Here is a 17,722-nt window from a genome sequence, read left to right on the forward strand (position 1 = left end):
GTCGCTGCCCGCCGGCGCGGCGCGGCGGGGCCCGCTGCGGCCGGTCGGTCGGGGGCCATCCGTAGGGGTGAATCAGCCGAGTGAGGGCGACGGGGGTTCCGCCTCGCCGCCACGGATGCTGTCGGCGAGCTTCTGGATGAACTCCGGGTCGTCGTCCGGGCCCTTGGGTCGGGCGACCGACCGGCGGGTTCCCATCCGCGAGCCGGGCCGTCCCAGGCCTGCCTCGCGACGGTCGATCTCCCAGGTGGATCGCTGGCCGAAGGCGGGGTGATCCGAGATCGCCCGCCGCGGCGGTCGGGGTGCTCCAAGCCCGTTCAGGCTGGGGCGCCCGAAGAGGAACCAGGCAGCCGCGCCGAGGAGGCCGAAGAGGATCACCACGACGATCCAGATCGGCTTGGGCACGGCCCGTACCTCGTCAGGCGGTGTCCCGACGACGTCGATGATCGCGTACACCGAAACACCAATGATCACAAACAAAAGCGCGAGGCTCAGCACCGGCCGGTCGCTCCTTCCCGCTCCCTTGATCGATTAAATCGAACTCGACGTACTGGGTATGAACATCGGCCCGCGGGTATGTACTCCCAGCCACCCCGCGGCATCGCCGGCGGGTCAGACGAGCGTGCGGCGCCCTCCCGGAAGGGCGCGCGTGTCGCGAAGATGGCCGGCCCGTGTATGCCTAGTGTGCCCTCCGGCCGGAGCCCGCGTCCGGCCGGTCCGTCGGTACGCGCCGGGATGGCCGAGCGGCCGGGTGCGGTGACGGACGGTGGGTACCCGGACGGCGGGGGGCAGTGGCTGCCAGGATGGAGCAATGGCCTGGGCGGATCTGCGTGCGTTTCTCGCACATCTCGAACGGCGTGGGGACCTGCGGCGGGTGTCGGCGACCGTCGATCCCCGGCTGGAGATCACCGAGATCGTGACCCGGGTGGTGCGCGAGCGGGGACCGGCGCTGCTGTTCGAGTCGCCGCTCGGCGCGGACATGCCGGTGGCGATCAACGTGTTCGGAACCGAGGTGCGGATGGCTGCGGCGCTCGGCGTGGAGCGCCTGGACGACATCGGTGACCGGCTCGCGGCGCTGCTGCGCCCGGAGCTGCCGACCGGACTGTCCGGGCTGCGCGACGCGCTGGGCAAGGCCGCGTCGCTGACCTCGCTGCCGCCGCGCCGCGTGCGCACCGCGCCCTGCCAGGAGATCGTGCACAAGGGGTCGGAGGTCGACCTGTTCCGGCTGCCCGGCCTGCATGCCTGGCCGGAGGATGGCGGCGCGTTCCTCAACCTGGGTCTCACCCACACCCGCCACCCGGAGACCGGCGCCCGCAACCTGGGGATGTACCGGCTGCAGCGCCACGACGCGCGGACCGTCGGCATGCACTGGCAGATCCACAAGGACTCCAACGCCCATCACGCGGTCGCCGAGCGGCGCGGGGAGCGCCTGCCGGTGGCGATCGCGTTCGGCTGCGACCCGGCGGTCACCTACGCGGCCTCCGCGCCGCTGCCCGCCGACATCGACGAGTACCTGTTCGCCGGGTACCTGCGCGGCGAGCGGGTCGAGATGGTCGACTGCCTGTCGGTTCCGCTGCGGGTGCCGGCGAACTCCCAGATCGTGCTGGAGGGGTGGCTGGAGCCGGGGGAGCGGCTGCCGGAGGGCCCGTTCGGCGACCACACCGGCTTCTACACCCCGGTCGAGCCGTTCCCCGCGCTGCACGTCGACGTCATGACGATGCGCCGGGACCCGATCTTCCAGACGATCATCGTCGGTCGGCCGCCGCAGGAGGACGGGCCGATGGGCAAGGCGACCGAACGCATCTTCCGGCCGCTGATCAAGATGATGATCCCCGAGATCGTCGACTACGACCTGCCCGAGGCCGGGGTCTTCCACAACTGCTGCATCGTCTCGATCGACAAGCGATTCCCGAAGCACGCGCAGAAGGTGATGAACGCCATCTGGGGTGCGGGGCTGCTGTCCCTGTCCAAACTGATCGTCGTCGTCGACGCCGACTGTGACGTCCACGACTACGCCGAGGTTGCCTGGCGGGCGTTCGGCAACGTTGACTACGCGCACGATCTGATCACCATGGTCGGCCCGGTGGACCACCTCGACCATGCCTCCTACGAGCAGTTCTGGGGCGGCAAGGCCGGCGTCGACGCGACCCGCAAACTGCCGACCGAGGGTTACCGTCGGGAGGGTGGCTGGCCGACCGAGATCGTCATGGACGAGGCGGTCCGCGCCCAGGTCACCCGCCGTTGGAAGGAGTACGGCCTTTGAGTGACGCGACCTTCCTGCCGGGCCCGGGCGGCGCGGCAGCACCCGGACGGGGCGCCGGCGGCGGCCCGGACCACGAGCTCGGCCACGTTCGGGCGTTCCTGCGCCTCGTCGTCATCGAGCACTCGGTGTTCGCCCTGCCGTTCGCCTACATCGCGGCGCTGGCGGCGTCGTTCGCCGCGTCCGGGTCGGTGCACTGGGCCGACCTGGCGCTCGTCACCGTCGCCATGGTCGCGGCGCGGACCTTCGCGATGGCCGCGAACCGGATCATCGATCGGGCGATCGACGCGCGCAACCCGCGCACGGCCAACCGGGAGCTCGTCACGGGTGCCGTGTCGCTGCGTACCGCCGTGGTCGGCTCCGTGGCGGCGCTCGGCGTGTTCCTCGCCGCCGCGGCCGCGTTGTCCTGGCTGTGCCTCGCGCTGGCGCCGATCGCGGTCGCCCCGTTGGTGATCTATCCGTACGCCAAGCGGTTCACCGACTTCCCGCACGCGGTGCTCGGCATCGCGCAGGCCGTCGCCCCGATCGGTGCCTGGATCGCGGTCACCGGCCACTGGTCGTGGGCGGCGTTCGTGCTCGGTCTCGCCGTCGGCAGCTGGATCGGCGGGTTCGACCTGATCTACGCCTGCCAGGACGCCGAGATCGACCGGCGGATCGGGGTGCGGTCGGTGCCGGCCCGCTTCGGCGTCCGCGGGGCGCTGATCGGCTCGAGCGTCACGCATGTCGTGACGTTCGGCCTGTTCGTCGGGTACGGCCTGATGGCGAGCGCCGGCGCCTGGTGGTGGGCGGGCCTGGCGATCACCGCGGCGATCTTCTGCTACGAGCATGCGATCGTCTCGCCGACCGACCTGTCCCGGGTGAACCGGGCGTTCCTCACCGCGAACGGTTTCGTCGGCATCGCCCTGTTCGCCTTCGCTGTCGCCGACCTGCTCAGCCGCGGCCTGTCCGGCTGAGTCGACGCGTCGCGTGAGCTCCGCATCGCCCTCGCGGGTGCCATGGGTCGTCGGGGTCAGCGGCGCGAGCGGAACGCCGTACGCCGCCGCAGTGCTGCGCGGCCTGCTCGCCGCCGGGCTTCCGGTCGACCTGGTGATCTCCCGCGCCGCCCGGCTCACCCTGCTCGACGAGACCGGCATCGCCTGGCACGACGGCGACTGGGCGACGTCGCTGACCGCCTGGCTGACCCAGCCGCTCGACGCGGGCACCGGGGGCAACGGGGGCGACGCGGCGCGCGCCGGGGCGGCGACCGCGCTCGCCGCCGCGGTGCGCGCGCTGGTCGAGGTGCACGCGGCGGGCAACCTCGCGGCGGCGCCGAGCAGTGGTTCCCATCCGACCCGCGGGATGATCGTCGTCCCGGCGAGCACCGCGTCCCTCGCCGGGATCGCGCTCGGGCTGTCCAAGGACCTTCTCCAGCGTGCGGCGGACGTGACCCTCAAGGAGGGGCGCCGGCTGGTCGTCGTCCCCCGGGAGATGCCGTACACCGGGGCGACGCTGCGCCACATGCTTGCCCTGCACGACGCGGGCGCGGTCGTCGCCGCAGCGAGTCCCGGCTTCTACGCGGGCGCTCGCCGCGCCGCCGACCTCGTGGACTTCGTCGCCGGTCGGGTCCTCGACGCGGCCGGGGTCGAGCACACGCTGTACCGGCGATGGGCCGGTGAGCTGGGCGGCGCCCGCCAGTCCTGCTGAGACGGTCCTGCTGAGACGCCGGCCGGCAACCCTCTGGTCGCGGTGGCCTGGGGACGGGCAGAGTGGTCGGTGTCGGCCCCGCCTCGGGGCGGTCGGCCCCGGGTCGGTGCGACGGCGGGGCGAGGAGCTGGGCGGATAGAGGACTGAGATGGCGGGTGGGGGGCGCGGAGCGCCGAAGGACCGAGCGCCGAAGGACCGAGCGCCGAAGGACCGGGGGGCGAAGGACCGGGGGGCGAAGGACCAAGGACGCGGGCCTGGGCGGTCCGGGGGAGCCGGGCGGCCGACGAAGAACGCGGCGTCGCGCCGTCCCGCCCGCCCGGCCCGCCCGGCGCAGGCGGACGTCGATCTGCGGGTGCAGCTGCCGTACTTCCTGGCGCGGCTGGCGGCCCTCGTGGTGATCACGGTTGTGCTCGCCCTCGTCGGGGTGAACCTGCTCCTGGCGGTGCTCATCGGCTTCGTCGTCGCCGGCCTGCTGACCTGGCCGCTCGGGCGGATGCAGCGCCGGGCCGCGCAGCGGGCGGCGAGTCGGGACCAGCCCGGCCCGGGCGCGTGAGCGGACGGGCGACGCGCTGGCCGCGGGAAGGCTGTGACGGGTCAGCCCGTCCGGGCGGGGGAGTCCAGGCGGCGCAACGGGCTAACCTTGGTTCATGGATGCTGGGCTCAGGCGGGAGATCGAGGCCAAGGTCGCGGCGGGTGAGCGGCTGAGTCGCGCGGACGGTGAGGCGCTGTTCGCCAGCGACGATCTGGTGTGGCTCGGCGGACTGGCCCACGAGGTCCGGACCAGGAAGAACGGCGACCGGACGTTCTTCAACGTGAACCGGCACCTCAACCTCACGAACGTGTGCTCGGCGTCCTGTGCGTACTGCTCGTTCCAGCGCAAGCCGGGCGAGGCCGACGCGTACACGATGCGGATCGAGGAGGCCGTCCGGCTGGCGCGGGAGATGGAGCCGGCCGGTATCACCGAGCTGCACATCGTCAACGGTCTGCATCCCACCCTGCCGTGGCGCTACTACCCGCGGTCGCTGCGGGAGCTGCGGGCGGCGCTGCCGGGCGTGGCGCTCAAGGCGTTCACCGCGACCGAGATCCACTGGTTCGAGAAGATCAGCGGACTGTCCGCGGACGAGATCCTCGACGAGCTGATCGACGCCGGACTGGACTCGCTGACCGGCGGCGGCGCGGAGATCTTTGACTGGGAGATCCGCCAGCAGATCGTCGGCCACGACACCCACTGGGAGGACTGGTCGCGCATCCACCGGCTGGCGCACGCAAAGGGCCTGCGCACCCCGTGCACGATGCTCTATGGCCATGTCGAGCAGCCGCGGCACCGGGTCGACCACATTCTCCGACTGCGGGAGCTGCAGGACGAGACCGGCGGCTTCGCGGTGTTCATCCCGCTGCGCTTCCAGCACGACGCGGCCGGTGACCCGCGCAACCGGCTGATGAACCAGCCGATGGCGACCGGCGCGGAGGCGCTGAAGACGTTCGCGGTGTCCCGCCTGCTGTTCGACAACGTCGACCACGTGAAGTGCTTCTGGGTCATGCACGGGCTGACCACGGCGCAGCTCGCGCTGAACTTCGGCGCCGACGACCTGGACGGCTCGGTCGTCGAATACAAGATCACCCATGATGCGGACCGGTTCGGCACGCCCACCACGATGACGCGGGACGACCTGCTGACCATCATTCGCGACGCCGGCTTCCGGCCGGTCGAACGGGACACCCGCTATCAGGAGATCCGCCAGTTCGACGGGCCCGACCCGGCCCGCCGTGAGGTCGCGTCCTCCATCGACGCCTGAGCCGGGGACGATCCTGATGGCCACAACCGACGAGCCGGCCCCGAGCGCCGGTCCCGCGCAGCCGCCCCGCCCGGCCCGCCCGCCCGGGGCGCCTGGCATCGGCTCCATCTTCGTGCTCGCCTTTCTGGTCATCCTGGTCCCCGGTATCGCCGTGTACGTGGTGCTGAACTGGGCCGGTCTGGCGATCGGGCCCGCCGGCCTGCTGGGGCTGCTCGTCGTGTTCCTCGGCCTGGGGTTCTTCCCGACCGTGCTGCGCCGGCTCGGCTGGGTGCCGAGCCGGAAGTCGACCAGGAAGCGGAGGTCCTGATGGAGCCGCGCAAGCGCCGTTCGGAACGGGGACTGCTGGGCATCAACGTCCGCTACTTCGCCATCCGCGCGGTGCTCTTCGGGGTGGTGCTCGCCGCCGTTCTGCTGCTGGGTATGGGCGGTCTGCTCGCGTTCGTGCTGGCGCTGGCCGTCAGCGGCCTGCTCAGCTATCCGCTGGCGCTGCGGCAACGCCGTGCCGTGCTCGAGGTGATGGAGAACCGGCACGGCGGCCAGCGTTGACCGGCGGTCCTGCGGGAGCCGGGCCGCAGCCGGGTGCCGAGGTACGGCCCCGGGTCGGGCACATTCAGTTCCTGAACTGCCTGCCGCTGTACTGGGGGCTGGTCCACTCGGGCGCGTTGCTCGACATCGAGCTGACCAAGGACACCCCCGACCGGCTCAACGAGGCGCTCGTGGCCGGTGATCTCGACATCGGCCCGATCAGCCTGGTGGAGTACCTGCGCCACGCCGACGAACTCGTGGTCCTGCCCGATCTCGCCGTCGGGTCCGACGGGCCGGTGCTGTCCGTGGTGCTGGCGACCGCGGTCCCGCTGGAGCAGGTGCGCACGGTCGCGCTCGGCTCGACGTCGCGGACCAGCGTCCTGCTCGCCCGGATGCTGCTGGAGGAGCGCTACGGCCGGCGACCGGCCTATGTGACCATGCCGCCGGACCTGCCGCTGATGCTGCGAGAGGCGGATGCGGCGGTCGTCATCGGCGACGTGGCGCTGCGGGCCACCTACGAGGCCGAGCGCGGCGGTTCCGCGGATCCGCTCGGCCTGATCGACCTGGGCGCGGCGTGGCGGGAGTGGAGCGGCCTGCCGATGGTCTTCGCGGTCTGGGCCGCTCGACGATCATTCGCCGAGAGCCACCCGGGGGTGGTCAAGGAGGTTCACGACGCCTTCCGCGCGGGTCTGGATCTCGCGTTGGGTGACGTGCAGGAGGTCGCGGCCCGGGCTGCCCGCTTCGAGGTGTTCGATCCGGCGACGCTGGCCCGGTATTTCACCACCCTGGACTTCCGGCTCGGGGCCCGCCAGCAGGCCGGCATCCGCGCCTTCGCGGAGAAGGCGGTGCGCCGCGGCGACGTGTCCCGGCTGCACGACATGGTCTTCGCCGCCGTCTGAGCCGCGCCGGCTGCTCAGACCGGCGGCTGGAACGCGTGGGTGAGGCCGCTTGGGGACTGCGGCACGTGCCGGTGCGAGTCCGTGTCGGCGAACCGGGCGATGCGCCCCTTCACCAGGGCGATCAACAGCGGCGGCGTCGCCCGCCCGCCGGGGGCGGTCAGCATCTCGGTGAGTGGGTCGATGCTGTCGAGCCCGGCGGCCACGGACTCGTACGGCGGCTCGCCGTCCGGCCCGGCGGGCAGGGCGGGGCCGGTCGCCGCGGGGCGAGGCCGGGCCGGCGGCGCGGCGGCGTCCAGGCCGGCGGTCGTGCAGGCCCGCCGGGCGGCCGCGTCGATGAGCGCGTTGACCGCGAGCGTCCAGGCGCGCAGCCCCTCGTGCCCGGTGAGTTCGGTGAACACCGCCGCCTCCAGGCAGCAGGTGCTGGCACCGGCCAGCTCGTCGACATCGAGCAGGGAGATGGCGAGCAGGCCGGCGAGGTGGCCGGCGAGCATGAACAGCCGGAACTGCTGATGCGGCAGCAACGGAGTGCGCAGCAGATTGTCGACCACGCTCTGGTGATCGAGTACGCGGGCGGTGACGTCCGCCGGGTCGAGCCGCTCGGCCTTCTCGATGAGGTCGGCGACCAGCCGGTCGAGGTAGTCCAGCTCGCTGTCGGAACGGCGGTGGTCGAGCAGGTTCGAGACCCGCCGACGGGATTCCAGCTCCGGGTCGGGCTGGCGGCGCAGGCGCTCCGCCCGGGCCGCCACCGCGGCCTCGCGCAGGTCGATGAGGGCGCCGCCGGCCTCCAGCGCCGCGTCGACGGCCGCGATGACCGGACGCGACGGAATGCCACGGCTGGGCTGTTCGAGCTGCGCGATGTACTGGCGGCTGTACCCGGTCCGCCCGGCGAGCTCCGGACGGCCGAGGGCGCGTTCACAGCGACGCCGACGGATCTCCGTCGGAAGCAGATCCTCGGCGGTGGCCGCATCATGCTGGCCTCGGCCCCGTTGCCGCATCTGTGACGTCCTTCCGCCTGGCAGAGGGCGCCTCCCGCGAGGGGAGGCTCAGTGGTTGTGCGCCGCCGCGCGCGTCGGCTGGCGGGCCGGCCGGGATTCACTGGTAGTGATCACATTACTCCATGGCGCACCCTTATAGGCTAGGGGTCTAAAGTCCCATACGCGAGTGGTCATATTAGTTGCTCTCTGTAATCAACTAATGAAGTTGCGGCGATGGCCATCGCCGCTCGCAGTGGCTGTGTAGCGCCCCGATGACACCGTGACATGATCGCCGTGCCGGCTGCCGTCGAGCCATTATGCCGCCCTTCTTGGGTACTTGTTGGGAAACGTGAGTGATGTGGCTGAACGGTTGCCGGAAACTCCGGTAATCGTCACGGGATCGTCGTGGCACCAATTCCCGTAAGCCGGACTATCTCTGTGCGGCCAGGCCTGCGGCACTTCGCCACGATCTGTGGGTATCGCCATGGCGGGCCCGGTTCGGGGCTGGCGGGAAACCATCCTGAATGACGATGTGCGTGCCCAGGCGGGGCGCGTACAAAAGAATGGTGGATACCGGCCGTTCGGTGGATGCCCACACCATCAGGCCCGGCCGCGGCGAGGCCGTCGGCTCGGCTGGCGGCGCCCCGCTGCCCGAGCCCGATGCGGGGCCGGGCTGGCGCGGGGCCGCGGAGATCGGGCTCGCCGCGGTGGCGCCGCTCGCCGGCCCGGCGTCCGGGCCGGAGCTGTCTGGCGGGCGCCCGGTCGATGTCGCGAACACCCGCGACGGTGTCGGCGTGGCGGGCTCGCGGTCCGCTCCGCCGCCCCGCCGGGTCGTCGTCGTCGACGACGCCGACGGCGTGCGTGATCTCCTGTGTCTGCTGCTGGGCGCCGAGCCGGACTTCGTGATCGTGGGCGCCGCGTCGAACGGGGTGGAGGCGATCGAGGAGGTTGTCCGCACCGCGCCGGACCTCGTCCTGCTCGATCTCGCCATGCCGGTGCTGGACGGTATCGGCGCGTTGCCCCGCATCCGGCGGGCGGTTCCGCAGGCGGTGGTGGTGATCTTCACGGGCTTCTCCGAGGAGGTGCTGCTCGACCGGGTGCTCTCCCTCGGGGCGGACGCGCTGCTGGAGAAGGGCCTGGCCACGGGGCCCCTGGTGGATCAGCTTCGCAAGCTGTGTGCCTCCCCCCGGCTGGCCTGACCGAGATTTGTTCATCTTCCCCACCGGTGCGATAGAGTTGTGGTGGCGGTGTCCGAAGGTGGCGTCCAGATGGCGTCCAGATGGCGTGAAGGCAGCGCGTTCGCCCAGGTTGCGGCGATTTGTCACGGATTGAGGGCGGCGTGACGGGTCTCCGTTCTCACAACCTGCCCATCGGCGCCCCATCTGTGGAAACATGGATCCGTGGTCTTGCGCGCCCTCACCCCTCGGGCGCCGGTCTCGCGAAAGTCCGACCGTCCGGTCGGCGTCGCGTCCCGGCGTGGGGCAGCGCCGTCCCCTGCGGCTTCGTGCCTGGTGATCGAGCCGATGCTCGTCGCCCGTCTGCACGTCGACCTGCTGCGGGTCTCCAGCGCGAGCTGTCGCCGCTTCCGCTGACGTCCTGACGTCCCTGCGCGGCGCCGTGTCCTCGGTGTCGCGCCTCCCCGCGCGTCGAGAGATCTTCCATGTCTTCTCCTGCCCGTCCGGTCCGATCCGCCGCGAGCCCGTCCCGTCCCAAGGGGGCGGGTCAGTGGGCGCTCGGCTACTCCGAGCCACTTAACGCCAACGAGCGGATGAAGAAGGACCAAGGCGGTCTGGAGGTGCGCGACCGCATCCTCAACGTCTATCCGCGCACCGGCTTCGACAGCATCGACCCGCAGGACCTGCGCGGTCGGTTCCGCTGGTGGGGCCTGTACACGCAGCGCCGGCCGGGCATCGAGGGCGGCCGGACGGCAGTGCTGGAACCCGAGGAGCTCGACGACTCCTACTTCATGCAGCGGGTGCGCCTCGACGGTGGTCGGATGACCGCCGACCAGCTCCGGGTCATCGCCGACATCTCGACCCGGTACGGCCGGGACGTCGCCGACGTCACCGACCGGCAGAACATCCAGCTCCACTGGATCCGGATCGAGGACGTACCGGAGATCTGGGGGGCGCTCGAAGGCGCCGGGATGACCACCGCGGAGGCCTGCGGAGACACCCCGCGGGTGATCCTCGGCTGCCCGCTCGCCGGCGTCGACGGAGACGAGGTCATCGACGGCAGCGACGTCATCGACGAGGTGGTGCGCCGCTTCGTCGGCGACCCGACGCTCGCGAACCTGCCCCGCAAGTTCAAGAGCGCGATCTCCGGCTGCGTCGACCACTGCACCCTGCACGAGATCAACGACATCGCGTTCGTCGGCGTCGTCCACCCCGACCTCGGCGCGGGTTACGACCTGTGGGTCGGCGGCGGGCTGTCGACGAACCCGCGCCTGGGCGTGCGACTCGGGGCGTTCGTGCCGCCGGATCGGGTCGCCGAGGTCTGGCACGGCGTCGCGTCGCTGTTCAGGGACTACGGCTACCGCCGGCTGCGCACCCGCGCCCGGCTGAAGTTCCTCGTGGCGGACATGGGGCCCGAATGGGTCCGGACCACCCTGGAAAAGGAATACCTGACCGGCGCCCTGCCCGACGGCCCGCCGCCGGCACCGCCGCGCAACGAGGGCCGTGACCACGTCGGTGTGCACCGCCAGCGCGACGGCCGCAACGCCGTGGGATTCGCGCCCCGGGCCGGTCGGCTCAGCGGAACGACGCTGACGGCCGTGGCGAACCTCGCCGACCGGTACGGCCAGGGCCGCATCCGCGCGACGACGACTCAGAAGCTCGTCATCCTCGACGTCGCCGACGACGCGGTCGAGGCGCTGGAGACCGAGCTGGCCGCCCTCGACCTGGTGGTCCGGCCCAGCGTGTTCCGGCGCGGCACGATGGCCTGCACCGGCATCGAGTTCTGCAAGCTGGCGATCGTCGAGACCAAGGGCAACGCGCGCGACCTGATCACCGAGCTGGAGCGCCGACTGCCCGACTTCGACGAGCCGATCGGCATCAACATCAACGGCTGCCCGAACGCCTGCGCCCGCTTCCAGGTCGCCGACATCGGCCTCAAGGGCTCGCTCGTCCCGAACGACGCCGGCGAGATGGTCGAGGGCTTCCAGGTACACCTCGGCGGCCACCTGGGGACGCATTCGCGGCTGGGCCGCAAGTCCCGCGGCCTGAAGGTCACCGCGGACGGGCTCGTCGAGTACGTCGTCGGCCTGCTGACGACCTATCAGGCCGAGCGGGACAGCGGAGAGAGCTTCGCCGACTGGGCGCAGCGCGCCGAGGAGTCGTCACTGACGGCGGCGGGCTCCGGTGGCTAGCGCCGATCGCGCGGTGCCCTTCTACTGCCCGTACTGCGGCGAGGAGGACATCGTTCCGGAACTGGCGCCCGACGGCACCGGCTCCGGGCACGGGCACTGGTCGTGCCGGTCCTGCCGGCGCGGCTTTCGGTTGAGCCTGACGGCCCTCGCGGTCGGGCCCCGGGTACGTGACGACGAGGAGACGACCTGATGGATGTCGCGTTGAAGACCCGGGCGCTGCGGGCCGCGGACGAGCTGGAAGGCGCGCCCGCCGAGGAGATCCTGGGCTGGGCGGCCGAGGAGTTCGGCACGAAGCTGGTGGTCGCCGCGTCCATGGCCGAGGCGGTCCTCGTCGACATGCTCGCCCGGATCCGCTCCGACATCCCGGTGGTCTTCATCGACACCGGCTACCACTTCCCCGAGACGATCGGCACCCGCGACGCGGTCGCCGCCACCTACGACCTGCCGATCATCAGCGCCCGCCCGCAGCTCACCGTCGCCGGCCAGGACGCCGTGCACGGCGCCGACCTGTTCCGCACCGACCCCGACCTGTGCTGCCGGATGCGCAAGATCGTGCCACTGGACCGGGCGCTGGCGCCCTACCGCGCCTGGGCCGCCGGCTCCCGGCGCGCCGAGTCCGCCCAGCGGGCGGGCCTGAAGGTCGTGGACTGGGACGCCCGCCGCGGCAAGGTGAAGATCCATCCGCTGGCTGCCTGGACCGACGAGGACGTCGACCGCTACGTCGCCGAGCACAACGTCATCGTCAATCCGCTGCTTTCCGACGGCTACGACTCCGTCGGCTGCCGGCCGTGCACCCTGCGCGGTTCCGGCCGCGGCGGGCGCTGGGCGGGTACCACCAAGACAGAGTGCGGCATCCACTGATCCGTCGCCGCTGATCTGCCCGCGGCGAACAGATAGGTTGCACGCCGTGGCAGACGAGCAAAGCACGGGAGAGGTCTGGCTGGTCGGTGCGGGCCCGGGAGATCCGGGTCTGCTGACGGTGCGGGGCCGGGAGCTGCTCGCCGCCGCCGACGTCGTCGTGGTCGATCGGCTGGCCGGCGCCATGCTGCTCGACCTCGCGCCGCCGTGGGCCGAGATCATCCACGTCGGCAAGAGCCCCGTCGCTCGCTCCTGGTCCCAGGAGGAGATCAACGCGGTGCTGGTCGACCGCGCCTGCGCCGGCTCCCGGGTGGTGCGGCTCAAGGGCGGCGACCCGTACGTGTTCGGCCGCGGCGGCGAGGAGGCCGAGGCCTGCGCCGCGGCCGGCGTGCCCTGCGGGGTCGTGCCCGGCGTCACCTCCGCGCTGGCGGTGCCGGCGCTGGCCGGCGTCCCCGTCACCCATCGCGACGCGGCGCAGGAAATCGTGATCGTGTCCGGGCATCTGCCGCCCGGCCATCCCCGGTCGACCGTGGACTGGGCCGGTCTCGCCGCGTCCCGGGCGACGATCGTCGTCCTGATGGGGGTGGCGCGGCTCATGGACATCGCCGACGCCCTGCTCGCCGGCGGCCGCGCCGCGGCGACGCCCGTGGCGGTGATCGAACGGGGCGCGACACCCGCCCAGCGGGTCCTGCGCACCACCCTGGATGCCCTGGCCGTCGACGCGATCGCCGCCGGGGTGCGTTCCCCGGCCGTGATCGTGGTGGGTGAGGTCGCGGCCCGCGACGACGCCGCAGCCGACCGGACCCGCCCCCTGGCCGGCGTGCGCGTCCTCGTCGCCCGGACCCGACCGCGGCCGGGTCGGCTGGCGCGCGAGCTGCGAGCCCTCGGCGCGGACGCGGTCGAGACGGTCGTCGCCCGTCCCGCCCCGGCCGTCGACGCGGTGGCGGGGCTCACGGCCGCGCTGGCGGGTGCCGATGGTCTGCTGTTCGCCGACCCCGACGAGGTGGCCGCGGTGGTCGCCCTGCTGCGCCGCGCCGGACGGGACGTGCGGGCGCTGGCCGGGCTGACCCTGGCCGCAGCCGACCCGCGGGTGACCGCGGCGTTGGACGCGCTCGGCCTGTCCTGCGTCACCCGCGACGGGCTGGCCGCCGGGAGCCCGCCGGGGCAGGGCCGGGTGCTCGTCGTGGGCGCGGCCGAGCCGCCGGCGAGCGGAGAATGGTCGGTGCGGCGCGTGCCGCTGCTGACCGACGTGATCGCCGAACCCGACCCGCGGATCGTCGAGGAACTGCGCCACGGTGACTTCGACGTCGCCGCCCTCGCGTCGAGCACCGCGGCGCGCGGCACCGCCGAACTCTACGGCCCGCTGCCCCCCGACCTGCTCGTCGCCGCGATGGGCCGGCGCAGCGCCGAGGCGTGCGAGGCCGCCGGCCTGCGGGTGGACATCGTCCCCGCCGAGCCCGGGGTGCGCCCGCTGGCCGCCGCCGTCGCCGACTTCGTCACCGCCAACCGGGTCGCCCGCGGTTCGGAGTAGGCGCCGACGTTCTCGCTAGGCGGACGCGTCGGCCGCGTGGACGAGGCCGCGCAGGGTGTCGTCGAGACGGGCGCGGACCGCCTCGATGACGCAGGCGTGCAGGCCGAGTGGCTCGGAGAGGATCCACCGGGTGGTGGGATGGCGCCGGCGGGCCTCCTCCAGCGCGGCCGGGATGTCCCGGTGGGTGTGGTTGCCGTCGAACAGGAAGAACGGGTAGACGACGATCTCGGTGCAGCCGGCGTCGGCGAGGTTCGCGTAACCCTCGGCGATGTCCGGTCGGGAGACCTCCAGGAAGGCCGCCTCGACGGTGCCCCACGGCCGGGGATGGGCGTGCGGGCCGCCGCGGGACTTGTCCGGGGTGCTCCCGGCGCACGGCGCGGCGCTCGGCGCGGGGTCGATGGCCAGTCGGCGGGCCAGCTCGCGGACGGTGGCGTTCGCCTCGCCCCGCCGGGAGCCGTGCCCGATCACCAGAAGTCCGCGCATGACACCAGTGTGCGCCGATTGGCGCCGGGTGCCCGTCGAGCCGACCGGCGGACCGTCCCGGCCGCCGGTCAGCCTACGGCGGGGCCGTCGTCGGAGCTGTGGCCGGGGAAGACCTTCGCGGCGGGGTCGAGGAGCGGCGCCGCGTTGTTCACCGCGGTCGCGACCTCGCCGAAACCGGTCGCGATCAGGCGGACCTTGCCCGGGTACTCGACGAGGTCACCCGCGGCGAAGATCCGCTCGACGCCGGTGAACATCGTCGAGTCGACGACCACCCGGCGCCGTTCGACGGTCAGCCCCCACCGGGTCAACGGCCCGAGATCGGTGGCGAAACCGAGCGCGGCGACGACCGCCTGCGCCGGGCGTGCGTGTCGGCTGCCGTCGCGGGCATCCTCGAGCTCGACCTCGTCGATCCAGTCCTCGCCGCGCACGGCGACGACGTCGGTCAGCGTGCGGATCTCCACGTTGGACGCCTCGAGCCGGGCCAGTGCGGCCGGGCTCGCGCGCAGCCGCTCGCGGCGGTGCACCAGGGTGACCGAGCGGGCGACCGGCGCCAGCGCCAGCGCCCAGTCCACGGCGCTGTCCGCGCCGCCGGCCACGAGGACGTCCCGGCCGGCGTGGTCCTGCGGCCGCGGCACGAAGTAGGCCAGGCCACGGCCGAGATGGCCGACGGCGGCCGGCAGCGGTTTCGGGGCGAACGAGCCGAGCCCGCCGGTGACCACCACGACCCGGGCGCGGACCCGATGGCCGTCGGCGCTGGTGACCACGACCCCGTCCGGTTCGCGGGTGAGCTCGGTCGCCTGCCGGTCGAGCAGGTACACCGGGTCGAACCGGCCGGCCTGGGCGACGAGCGCGGCCACCAGCTCGCGGCCGCGGATCGCGGGGAAACCGGCCACGTCGTAGATCACCTTTTCCGGATACATCGCGGTGATCTGCCCCCCGGCCTCGGGTAGGGCGTCCATCAGCGCGACCGACATCCCGCGGAACCCGCCGTAGTAGGCCCCGAACAGGCCCACCGGTCCCGCCCCGATGATCAGCATGTCCACGCTGGTGTCGGCTCCGCTGGCCATGTCGGCTCCTTCCGCAGGCGGGACCGGCGCCGTCGCCGGGCTGGCTCGGCGCGCCCGGCGCGTTCGGTGCTCCATCCTGCCTGCCGGAGATGTCCGGCGTGGCCGCCCTCGCCGCTGTCCGGGCGTCGGGACGAGCCGGTCGGCGCCGCCGAGGCGATGCGGTCGGATAGCGGACAGGTGTCCGTTGGTCACGTGCGGTAGGTCTAGCGTGGTGTTCAGTGCCGTGATTGCCAGGTTGGTTTGGATGCGGCGGCTCGCGGCGTGATGATGTGTTCGTTCCCTCGCGCGAGGGACACGCGGTGTCCGTGACGGGCTCGGCGTCGGTGGCGCGGTCGCGGCGCATCGGCGGGGTCGACGAACGGCCGCGCGCAGACGCGCCGGACACGGGCGGGAGATCAGTGACGGAGCAATCGGCGGGACGCGGCGGCGGCGGCCGCCCGCGGGGTGAGCCCTTGTACGCCGACGACCCGACCGTCATCGGCGAGTACCGGGTCGTCAGCCGGCTCGGCGCCGGCGGCATGGGCACCGTCTACCTCGCCCGCGACCGGCGTGGCGCAGCTGTCGCGATCAAGGTGATCCGGCCCGATCTGGCTGCCGATCCCGAGTTCCGGGAGCGCTTCCGGGACGAGGTCGCGGCGGCCCGCCGGGTCGCGCCGTTCTGCACCGCGCAGGTCCTCGACGCCGATCCCGGCGCACGCCGCCCTTATCTCGTCACCGAGTACATCGACGGAGTGCGCCTCGACGACGTCGTGGCCGACACCGGCCCGCTGCCGATGTCCACGCTGCAGGGCGTCGCCATCGGCGTGGCCAGCGCGCTGACCGCGATCCACCGGGCCGGGATCGTCCACCGCGACCTCAAGCCGAGCAACGTCATGCTCTCCTTCTCCGGTCCCAGGGTGATCGACTTCGGAATTGCCCGGACCCTGGACGCGGCCCAGGGACGAACGCAGACGGGGCTGGTCATCGGCTCGGTGGGTTGGATGGCACCCGAGCAGATGGAAGGCGGGGCCCCGCTCGGCCCGGCTGTCGACGTCTTCGCCTGGGGCCTGCTGGTGGCCTACGCGGCCCTCGGCGCGAACCCGTACGGCGAGGGCACCTATCAGGAGATCGCCGAGAAGATCCTCGCCGGGCCGCCCGACCTGCGGGGCGTCCCGGCGGATCTGGAACCGGTCGTCCGCGCGGCGCTCGCCCGCGACCCGCGTGACCGGCCGTCCACCGACCGGCTGCTGATGACGTTGCTCGGTCAGGACGGCTCGCCCGGCGCCGACAGCCGGCAGGCGGCGACGGACCTGCTGGACGGGACCTGGCCGAAGGGCCGGCGTGCTGTCGCGGCCAGTTCGTCCCGGGAACGCGCCGACGCCGTGGCGCACAATCGCACCCGGGTGGCTGGCGCCGGGGAGCAACGCCGCTGGTGGGACGATCCGGCCGACCTTCCGCCGCCGGCCGGTCCCCCCGTGCCACCACCGGCGCTGGCGGGTATCGGCGCCGAGGCGCGCGCGGCCCGCGGCGGCGAGCCGCGCGATCCCGGCGCCGGTGGCGCTGCGGGCCAGAGCGGTTTCGGTGGGCAGGGCGGTTTCGGTGGGCAGGGCGGTTTCGGCGGGCAGGGCGGTTTCGGCGGGCAGGGCGGTGCGTCGGGTTCGCCGGGTCGCCGCCGGCGCCGCGGGGGATTCGTCCAGTACGAGGACGAGCAGCCGCCCGCCGCGCGGCCGGCAGCGGTGCCCGCCGCGGGCCGCCCAGCGGGCGAGCAGCGGCCGGCCCGGCCCCCCCGCCCCGCCCCCGCGGCCCCCCCCCGCCCCCCCCCCCGCCCCCCCCCGGCGGACCGGGGCCCCGGGGCGGGGCGGGGACGGGGCCCCGGCCGGGGCCCCGTCCCGCCGTATCGATGCCCGGTGGCGCCGCCGGGCACACCTTCGCCGCCCACCCGGGCGGCACCCCTGGGCTCCACCCCGCGCGGGTCCCAGGTGGTTACTCCGAACCACCCCGGTTTGCACAGCATGAACCGGTATCGCTAGAGTGCCGATCACTCGTCATTCGGACGAGGCCGCCCGGACGGACACCGAGTCCTGCCCACCGGCCAGGCGGCTCGACTAGAGCACCGCAAGGGCAGGAGTGGGGGACCCACATTTCGGACGTCCTGGACGTCCTTGGGGTTAAGTCGGCTCGACCCAGCGCCTTCGGTGGGGAGATCGTGTCCCACCCACCAACCGAGGCCTGCGGCCGGACCGGCCGGGCTATCCCAGCCCGCACCCGACAGCTCACCCCGCAGGTGAACGGGATTGGACTTA

The 17,722-nt window shown here is 73.0% G+C and carries 19 protein-coding genes and 1 riboswitch; of the genes, 15 read left to right on the top strand and 4 right to left on the bottom strand.

Features of this window, described 5'->3' with window-relative positions; translation table 11 throughout:
• Positions 1–72: 72 nt before the first annotated feature.
• Positions 73–495 (bottom strand): PLD nuclease N-terminal domain-containing protein, encoded by a 423-nt coding sequence (locus MXD60_RS06615; protein ID WP_248818082.1) that lies wholly within the window; start codon positions 493–495, stop codon positions 73–75.
• Positions 496–808: 313 nt separating this feature from the next.
• On the opposite strand from MXD60_RS06615, the gene MXD60_RS06620 reads away from it, so the two are divergent.
• From MXD60_RS06620 to MXD60_RS06655, 8 genes are all read left to right on the top strand, one after another.
• Positions 809–2,260 carry a menaquinone biosynthesis decarboxylase gene (locus MXD60_RS06620; RefSeq protein ID WP_248818083.1) on the top strand — a complete coding sequence of 484 codons (1,452 nt, stop codon included), beginning with the start codon at positions 809–811 and terminating at the stop codon, positions 2,258–2,260.
• Entirely contained in the window at positions 2,257–3,210 is a 954-nt protein-coding gene (mqnP, locus tag MXD60_RS06625) for a menaquinone biosynthesis prenyltransferase MqnP (protein WP_248818084.1), read from the top strand. The genes MXD60_RS06620 and mqnP overlap by 4 nt, the downstream gene beginning before the upstream one ends.
• A 13-nt stretch (positions 3,211–3,223) precedes the next feature.
• The gene (locus tag MXD60_RS06630) at positions 3,224–3,940 is read left to right on the top strand and encodes a UbiX family flavin prenyltransferase (protein WP_248818085.1); all 717 of its coding nucleotides are present in this window, start codon (positions 3,224–3,226) and stop codon (positions 3,938–3,940) included.
• A 148-nt stretch (positions 3,941–4,088) separates the two neighbouring features.
• A complete protein-coding gene (locus MXD60_RS06635; protein ID WP_248818086.1) occupies positions 4,089–4,493 on the top strand; it encodes a DUF4229 domain-containing protein in 405 nt (134 codons plus the stop codon).
• Positions 4,494–4,587: 94 nt separating this feature from the next.
• On the top strand, positions 4,588–5,736 hold the full coding sequence (mqnE, locus tag MXD60_RS06640; protein ID WP_248818087.1) for an aminofutalosine synthase MqnE: 1,149 nt from the start codon (positions 4,588–4,590) through the stop codon (positions 5,734–5,736).
• Positions 5,737–5,752: 16 nt separating this feature from the next.
• Positions 5,753–6,043: a hypothetical protein gene (locus tag MXD60_RS06645; RefSeq protein WP_248818088.1), complete on the top strand. Its 291-nt coding sequence runs from the start codon at positions 5,753–5,755 to the stop codon at positions 6,041–6,043.
• A complete protein-coding gene (locus tag MXD60_RS06650; RefSeq protein ID WP_248818089.1) occupies positions 6,043–6,282 on the top strand; it encodes a hypothetical protein in 240 nt (79 codons plus the stop codon). The genes MXD60_RS06645 and MXD60_RS06650 overlap by 1 nt, the downstream gene beginning before the upstream one ends.
• Positions 6,279–7,160: a menaquinone biosynthetic enzyme MqnA/MqnD family protein gene (locus tag MXD60_RS06655; RefSeq protein WP_248818090.1), complete on the top strand. Its 882-nt coding sequence runs from the start codon at positions 6,279–6,281 to the stop codon at positions 7,158–7,160. Before MXD60_RS06650 ends, MXD60_RS06655 begins: the two co-directional genes overlap by 4 nt.
• Before the next feature lie 14 nt (positions 7,161–7,174).
• Here the strand turns inward: MXD60_RS06655 and MXD60_RS06660 are convergent, their stop codons facing one another.
• Positions 7,175–8,155, bottom strand: a complete 981-nt coding sequence (locus MXD60_RS06660; RefSeq protein ID WP_248818091.1) for a helix-turn-helix domain-containing protein — start codon at positions 8,153–8,155, stop codon at positions 7,175–7,177.
• Between the two features lie 563 nt (positions 8,156–8,718).
• On the opposite strand from MXD60_RS06660, the gene MXD60_RS06665 reads away from it, so the two are divergent.
• The 6 genes from MXD60_RS06665 to cobA all read left to right on the top strand — a co-directional run bounded on the left by MXD60_RS06665 (position 8,719) and on the right by cobA (position 13,890).
• Positions 8,719–9,333, top strand: a complete 615-nt coding sequence (locus MXD60_RS06665) for a response regulator transcription factor (protein ID WP_248818092.1) — start codon at positions 8,719–8,721, stop codon at positions 9,331–9,333.
• Between the two features lie 312 nt (positions 9,334–9,645).
• On the top strand, positions 9,646–9,726 hold the full coding sequence (locus MXD60_RS29750) for a putative leader peptide (RefSeq protein WP_368861189.1): 81 nt from the start codon (positions 9,646–9,648) through the stop codon (positions 9,724–9,726).
• Positions 9,727–9,794: 68 nt separating this feature from the next.
• A complete protein-coding gene (locus tag MXD60_RS06670) occupies positions 9,795–11,501 on the top strand; it encodes a nitrite/sulfite reductase (protein WP_248818093.1) in 1,707 nt (568 codons plus the stop codon).
• Positions 11,494–11,691, top strand: a complete 198-nt coding sequence (locus MXD60_RS06675) for a transposase (RefSeq protein WP_248818094.1) — start codon at positions 11,494–11,496, stop codon at positions 11,689–11,691. Before MXD60_RS06670 ends, MXD60_RS06675 begins: the two co-directional genes overlap by 8 nt.
• Positions 11,691–12,362, top strand: a complete 672-nt coding sequence (locus tag MXD60_RS06680) for a phosphoadenylyl-sulfate reductase (RefSeq protein WP_248818095.1) — start codon at positions 11,691–11,693, stop codon at positions 12,360–12,362. Before MXD60_RS06675 ends, MXD60_RS06680 begins: the two co-directional genes overlap by 1 nt.
• A gap of 46 nt (positions 12,363–12,408) precedes the next feature.
• Entirely contained in the window at positions 12,409–13,890 is a 1,482-nt protein-coding gene (gene cobA, locus MXD60_RS06685) for a uroporphyrinogen-III C-methyltransferase (RefSeq protein WP_248818096.1), read from the top strand.
• Positions 13,891–13,905: 15 nt separating this feature from the next.
• Here the strand turns inward: cobA and MXD60_RS06690 are convergent, their stop codons facing one another.
• A complete protein-coding gene (locus tag MXD60_RS06690) occupies positions 13,906–14,373 on the bottom strand; it encodes a sirohydrochlorin chelatase (RefSeq protein WP_248818097.1) in 468 nt (155 codons plus the stop codon).
• A gap of 68 nt (positions 14,374–14,441) precedes the next feature.
• Complete coding sequence (locus MXD60_RS06695) at positions 14,442–15,440, bottom strand: NAD(P)/FAD-dependent oxidoreductase (RefSeq protein WP_248818098.1); 999 nt, start codon at positions 15,438–15,440, stop codon at positions 14,442–14,444.
• A gap of 398 nt (positions 15,441–15,838) precedes the next feature.
• Between MXD60_RS06695 and MXD60_RS28635 the strand changes: the two genes are divergently transcribed.
• A complete protein-coding gene (locus MXD60_RS28635) occupies positions 15,839–17,449 on the top strand; it encodes a serine/threonine-protein kinase (RefSeq protein ID WP_308222386.1) in 1,611 nt (536 codons plus the stop codon).
• 71 nt (positions 17,450–17,520) lie between these two features.
• A riboswitch (cyclic di-AMP (ydaO/yuaA leader) is annotated at positions 17,521–17,721 on the top strand.
• The last annotated feature ends 1 nt before the right edge of the window (position 17,722 follow it).

It is taken from the genome of Frankia sp. AgB32, assembly GCF_023243045.1.
GTDB lineage: Bacteria > Actinomycetota > Actinomycetes > Frankiales > Frankiaceae > Frankia.

Bases quoted from the DNA above. Each gene is read 5' to 3' on its own strand.
- MXD60_RS06620 (WP_248818083.1), top strand. From the start codon at position 809: ATGGCCTGGGCGGATCTGCGTGCGTTTCTCGCACATCTCGAACGGCGT.
- MXD60_RS06635 (WP_248818086.1), top strand. From the start codon at position 4,089: ATGGCGGGTGGGGGGCGCGGAGCGCCGAAGGACCGAGCGCCGAAGGAC.
- MXD60_RS06695 (WP_248818098.1), bottom strand. From the start codon at position 15,440: ATGGCCAGCGGAGCCGACACCAGCGTGGACATGCTGATCATCGGGGCG.
- MXD60_RS06690 (WP_248818097.1), bottom strand. From the start codon at position 14,373: ATGCGCGGACTTCTGGTGATCGGGCACGGCTCCCGGCGGGGCGAGGCG.
- mqnE (WP_248818087.1), top strand. From the start codon at position 4,588: ATGGATGCTGGGCTCAGGCGGGAGATCGAGGCCAAGGTCGCGGCGGGT.
- MXD60_RS06645 (WP_248818088.1), top strand. From the start codon at position 5,753: ATGGCCACAACCGACGAGCCGGCCCCGAGCGCCGGTCCCGCGCAGCCG.
- MXD60_RS06650 (WP_248818089.1), top strand. From the start codon at position 6,043: ATGGAGCCGCGCAAGCGCCGTTCGGAACGGGGACTGCTGGGCATCAAC.
- MXD60_RS06670 (WP_248818093.1), top strand. From the start codon at position 9,795: ATGTCTTCTCCTGCCCGTCCGGTCCGATCCGCCGCGAGCCCGTCCCGT.
- MXD60_RS06660 (WP_248818091.1), bottom strand. From the start codon at position 8,155: ATGCGGCAACGGGGCCGAGGCCAGCATGATGCGGCCACCGCCGAGGAT.
- MXD60_RS06680 (WP_248818095.1), top strand. From the start codon at position 11,691: ATGGATGTCGCGTTGAAGACCCGGGCGCTGCGGGCCGCGGACGAGCTG.